This window comes from Okeania sp. SIO2B9 (genome assembly GCF_010672505.1).
In the GTDB taxonomy this organism is placed as follows: domain Bacteria; phylum Cyanobacteriota; class Cyanobacteriia; order Cyanobacteriales; family Microcoleaceae; genus Okeania; species Okeania hirsuta.
Map to the genome: position 1 here is coordinate 1 of NZ_JAAHGK010000499.1, position 5031 is coordinate 5031.

Consider the following 5031-nt stretch of genomic DNA (forward strand, 5'->3'; position numbering starts at 1 on the left):
TCAGAAGCCTTACCCCTATTACAACGGTCTCTGGCAACCTATGAGAAAGCATTAGGAGCTAACCATCCAGACTTTGCCTCCAGCCTCAGTAGCCTGGCATCACTGTACAGTGACCAAGGGAAGTATACAGAAGCCTTACCCCTATTACAACGGTCTCTGGCAACCTATGAGAAAGCATTAGGAACTGACCATCCCTCAGTTGCTGCCAGCCTCAACAACCTGGCATCACTGTACAGTGACCAAGGGAAGTATACAGAAGCCTTACCCCTATTACAACGGTCTCTGGCAACCTATGAGAAAGCATTAGGAGCTAACCATCCCTCCATTGTCACCCCCCTCAGTAGCCTGGCATTACTGTACCATGTCCAAGGGAAGTACAGTGAAGCCTTACCCCTATTCCAAAGGTCTCTGGTAATATTAGAAAAAGCATTAGGAGCTGACCATCCAGACTTTGCCACCAGCCTCAGTAATCTGGCATCACTGTACCAACGCCAAGGGAACTACAGTGAAGCCTGGCCCCTCTTTCAAAGGTCTCTAGCAATCAGAGAAAAAGCATTAGGAGCTGACCATCCCTCAGTTGCCACCAGCCTCAACGGCCTGGCATCACTGCACCTTAACCAAGGCAACTACACTGAAGCCTTACCCCTATTACAACGGTCTCTAGCAATCAGAGAAAAAGCATTAGGAACTGACCATCCCTCAGTTGCCACCAGCCTCAACGGCCTGGCATTACTGTACCATCTCCAAGGGAAGTACACAGAAGCCTTACCTCTATTCCAAAGGTCAAGGGCAATCAGAGAGAAAGGATTAGGAGCTGACCATCCATACGTTGCCACTAGCCTACTCAACCTGGCAACACTGTACCAAGCTCAAGGAAATACAACCAGTGCCATTGAATATCTCACCCAGGCAATGGAAGTACAAGAAACCACCCTCACTACTTTCCTCGCCACAGGTTCGGAAAGCCAAAAACAAGCTTCCATGAGAAAGCTCTCAGTCACAACTCACCAAACAATATCCCTACATCTCCAAGACGCACCCAATAACCCAAAAGCAGCTAACCTCGCCCTCACCACCATCCTCCGGCGCAAAGGTCGCATCCTCGACTCCACTATCAAGTCCCTGCAAACTATCCGCGACAAACTGACCCCAGAAAACCAAAAACTCCTCAACGACCTGGCAAACACTCGTACTCAACTAGCTGCCCTCATCTACAACAAACCCGAAAATCTCCCACCAGAACAATATCGTCAACAAGTCGCTACCCTCAAAGGTAAAGCAGAGAAATTAGAAGCTGACCTTTCCCTCGCTAGTGCAGAATTTGCTAAGACTAATGAACCAGTAACTATTGAAACGGTACAAAAGTTAATTCCTGCTGATGCAGCATTGGTGGAAATAATGCAGTATTACCCAGTAGATGTCAAAGCTCTGAAACTTGGCAAACCCCACTACGCAGTCTACATCCTCCATTCCACAGGTTCACCACAATGGCTAGACCTGGGACCAGTAGCACCCATCCATAACACCATCACCGAATTTCGTGCTCAATTATCACAACCAAATAGTTCCATCCGAGAAGTTGCCCGTACCTTAGACCAACAAGTAATGCAACCCATCCGCCAAAAGTTAGGCAATGTCAAACACACCCTGTTATCTCCAGACTCCCAACTCAACCTCATTCCTTTTGCTGCTCTAGTCGATGAAAACAACCAATATTTAATCCAAAACTATAATATTACCTACCTCACCACCGGACGCGACTTAATCAAACTTGGTATTGACTTCCCCACCAAACAACCACCAATATTAGTTGCCAACCCCGAATACGACAACCCAGGCAACCCCACTTCTGTGCGACTCGTTGCTAATAATAAACGTGGTCACAAAAAACCTACTAGAGATTTAGGTAGTTTTTTATTTGCTCCAGAAAACTTAACTTTTGGAGCATTATCAGGAACCAAAGCAGAAGTGGAAGCTATTGCACCAATGTTATCAGATGTGACTCTGTTAACAGAGTCCAATGCTACAGAAAATGCTATTAAACAAGTGAATGCACCAGAAATACTTCATATTGCTACCCACGGTTTCTTTCTGGAAGATTTAGAAGAAGTAGCACCGCCAGTATTAGTCGGGGGTTTTAATACTGACATTCCCAACACAGAAACAAATAGATTAGAAAATCCACTGTTACGTTCGGGTATAGCTTTAGCAGGGTTTAATCCTCGCAAAAGTGGTGATGAAGATGGAGTAATGACAGCGTTAGAAATTGCTAATTTGAGTTTGGGGGGGACAAAGTTGGTAGTATTATCCGCTTGCGACACGGGAGTGGGAGATGTGAATGTAGGAGAGGGAGTTTATGGTTTGCGTCGAGCATTAGCTCTTGCGGGTAGTGAAAGTCAGGTAATTAGTTTATGGCAGGTGGATGATTTTGGTACGAAAGATTTGATGGTGAAATATTATCAACGGGTGTTGAATAATGAAGGGCGATCGGAAGCATTACGACAGACCCAGTTAGAGATATTGGGAACAGAGGAATATCAACATCCCTATTATTGGGCATCGTTTATTCCGTCTGGAGATTGGCGGGAGATAAATGATGGATAGCTCGGATATTTTTTATTATCCGGATGTCATGGTAACTTGTCACCCACAAAATGAAAATTTTTTAGAGTTAAAATTAGTGGGGTTAACTTTAACAATGGCCGATATTTATGATGAAGTTTTATAGCTTTTGTAGGGACGTTGCATGCAACGTCCCTACCTGATGATTTATCGTTTCTAATTTATGATAAAATTTAACTAATTGAACAAAAAAAATCAAGGAGGAAATTATGATTGCTCAACCGGAAAATCATCAAAAAACGACCGCAGAAGAATATTTAGAATGGGAAGCTAAACAGGAATTTCGCCATGAATATGTGGATGGTGAAATTTTAGCCATGACTGGAGCAAGTCTTCCTCATGTTGACATTGCCCTTAGTTTTTATCGCGCTCTCTATCCCCATCTCCGTCAAAGAGGATGTCGAGTTTATGTGTCTGATGCTAAAGTTCAGGATGCTAAAAATAATCGTTATTTTTATCCAGATTTAGTTATTAGTTGTAATGCTGATGATTTAAAATCTCGTACATTTCTCCAAAATCCTAGTGTAATTATTGAAGTTCTTTCTCCCAGTACCAGGGGTTACGATCGCGACGATAAGTTTAAATATTATCGTCAATTTTCGAGTTTGCAAGAGTATGTTTTAGTAGATTCAGAATCAATTTATGTGGAAATTTATCAACGTGGTGAAGGGAGAATGTGGCTTTATTCTGCATATATAGAAGGAGAAGATTTTACATTATCTAGTATTGAATTTAATTGTGCTGTTGATGTTTTATATGAGGACGTTAGTTTTGAGGATTAATGAGAGGAATATGAGAAATATTACTAACAAAACTAAAACAAAAATCAGCCCATAAAATCAACTCTTTGCTCGTAGTTTTGCTTGATCCCTAATCCTAAAATATTCGCCATCAGAAAAAAATGGCAGACTTATGACTTCAGCTATAATTAATTATCCATATAAATTCATATAAAATTGAGTAACTAATAACTATGGAATTAGCAACTGCATTTATTTCAACCACAGATTATCTGGAAGGGGAAAAATTTAGTCCCATTCGCCATGAATATCTCGGCGGTCAAATATTCGCTATGTCTGGTGGCAGTGAAGAACATAACCGCATTTCGTTAAATATTGCTAGTTTTTTGCGTTTGAATTTACGCGGCAGCGAGTGTAAAACTTTTATTGCAGATATGAAAGTTAAAATTGCCATTGCCGAAAATAGCTCGGATATATTTTATTATCCTGATGTGATGGTAACTTGTAATCCACAAGATACGGAAAAATATTACAAGAGTTTTCCTTGTTTAATTGTTGAGGTACTTTCCCCTTCTACTCAAGATTTAGACAGACGAGAAAAACGCTTGAATTATCAAAGTTTAGCAAGTTTGCAAGAGTATGTATTGGTCGATCAAATAGAAATGAAGGTAGAGGTTTATCGTCCATCAGAAGTTGGTTATTGGTCTAGGGAAAGTTTAGGAAAAGAAGATTGTTTAGAATTAAAGTCGGTGGGGTTAACTTTAACAATGACTGATATTTATGATGAAATTTTGATATAGCTTTTAAGCATTCAGCATATTAATGGCTTTAGTTATCTAGGAGAGAAGGGGAGAATATGGTTTAGGTGGGGACAAGAAACACTTAGAACGGGAGCAAGATGCTCCCACTGGACTATACCGTGACAAAAATAATTGGATACCAATACTATTACAATACAAAACCACTGATATCAAATCCGGTTAAACAGTTATAGAATCGTTAACTCAGGAGGAGTCAGGAGGAGAGAGAATTACAAAGATGAGCGTAATTATGACGATTGGAGAATTTTTTGATGTCCAATTCCCTCGGATTTGATATTATATCATGTCCGGTTAAACAGTGATAAATAAATAACTACGGAGTCCTCAGGAGTCAGGAGGAAAGAGGTAATAAAGAAGAACAACAGGAGAAGAAGGAGAAAGTTTTTTTATAACTAATTATCCGGAAATGATATTAATTATAAAAAAATATGGCGTTGGTAAAGCGCGTGTATGATATTAATCTTAATTACTGAGGAGTCAACCCACCCACGCCCCTCCCAGGAGGGGAGGGAGGAGGGGAAGTCAGAACTCAGAACTCAGGAGAGAAGAAAGAAGAAGAAAGAGGAATAGAAGGAGAAAGTTTTTTGGTCGCGTAAACGGAATGGAGTTCGATCGCGCTCTGATCCAGACATGATATCATACCTCAAATTACCAACGCCAAAAATATAAATAATACATCTTAACATATCTACATTAATTAGCAACAAATCTAAAAATTTAGATGAGGTAAATTTCTATATTATGGATGTGTTAGTTGCTGAGGAATTGGCTATAAATCACCAAAAAACTATCTAATGAAGACTATTTCTAATAGTTTATCCATTAGACTTATCCAAAAACTAGATTTT

Annotated in this window: 4 protein-coding genes; all 4 read left to right on the top strand. The window is 40.3% G+C overall.

The window, feature by feature from the left end; genetic code table 11:
• A partial coding sequence (locus F6K13_RS17745) for a tetratricopeptide repeat protein (protein WP_287287921.1) occupies positions 1–2604 on the top strand: 2604 nt, incomplete at its 5' end.
• Positions 2594–2728, top strand: coding sequence for a hypothetical protein (locus F6K13_RS17750; protein WP_275670253.1), 135 nt, complete (start codon positions 2594–2596; stop codon positions 2726–2728). The genes F6K13_RS17745 and F6K13_RS17750, both read left to right, overlap by 11 nt.
• 103 nt (positions 2729–2831) lie before the next feature.
• The gene (locus F6K13_RS17755) at positions 2832–3404 is read left to right on the top strand and encodes a Uma2 family endonuclease (RefSeq protein WP_124142677.1); all 573 of its coding nucleotides are present in this window, start codon (positions 2832–2834) and stop codon (positions 3402–3404) included.
• Between the two features lie 191 nt (positions 3405–3595).
• The gene (locus F6K13_RS17760; protein ID WP_124142676.1) at positions 3596–4162 is read left to right on the top strand and encodes a Uma2 family endonuclease; all 567 of its coding nucleotides are present in this window, start codon (positions 3596–3598) and stop codon (positions 4160–4162) included.
• Positions 4163–5031: the final 869 nt, after the last annotated feature.

Excerpts from the sequence above, each read along its gene's own strand:
- F6K13_RS17750 (WP_275670253.1), top strand. The coding sequence starts at position 2,594 with ATGATGGATAGCTCGGATATTTTTTATTATCCGGATGTCATGGTAACT.
- F6K13_RS17755 (WP_124142677.1), top strand. The coding sequence starts at position 2,832 with ATGATTGCTCAACCGGAAAATCATCAAAAAACGACCGCAGAAGAATAT.
- F6K13_RS17760 (WP_124142676.1), top strand. The coding sequence starts at position 3,596 with ATGGAATTAGCAACTGCATTTATTTCAACCACAGATTATCTGGAAGGG.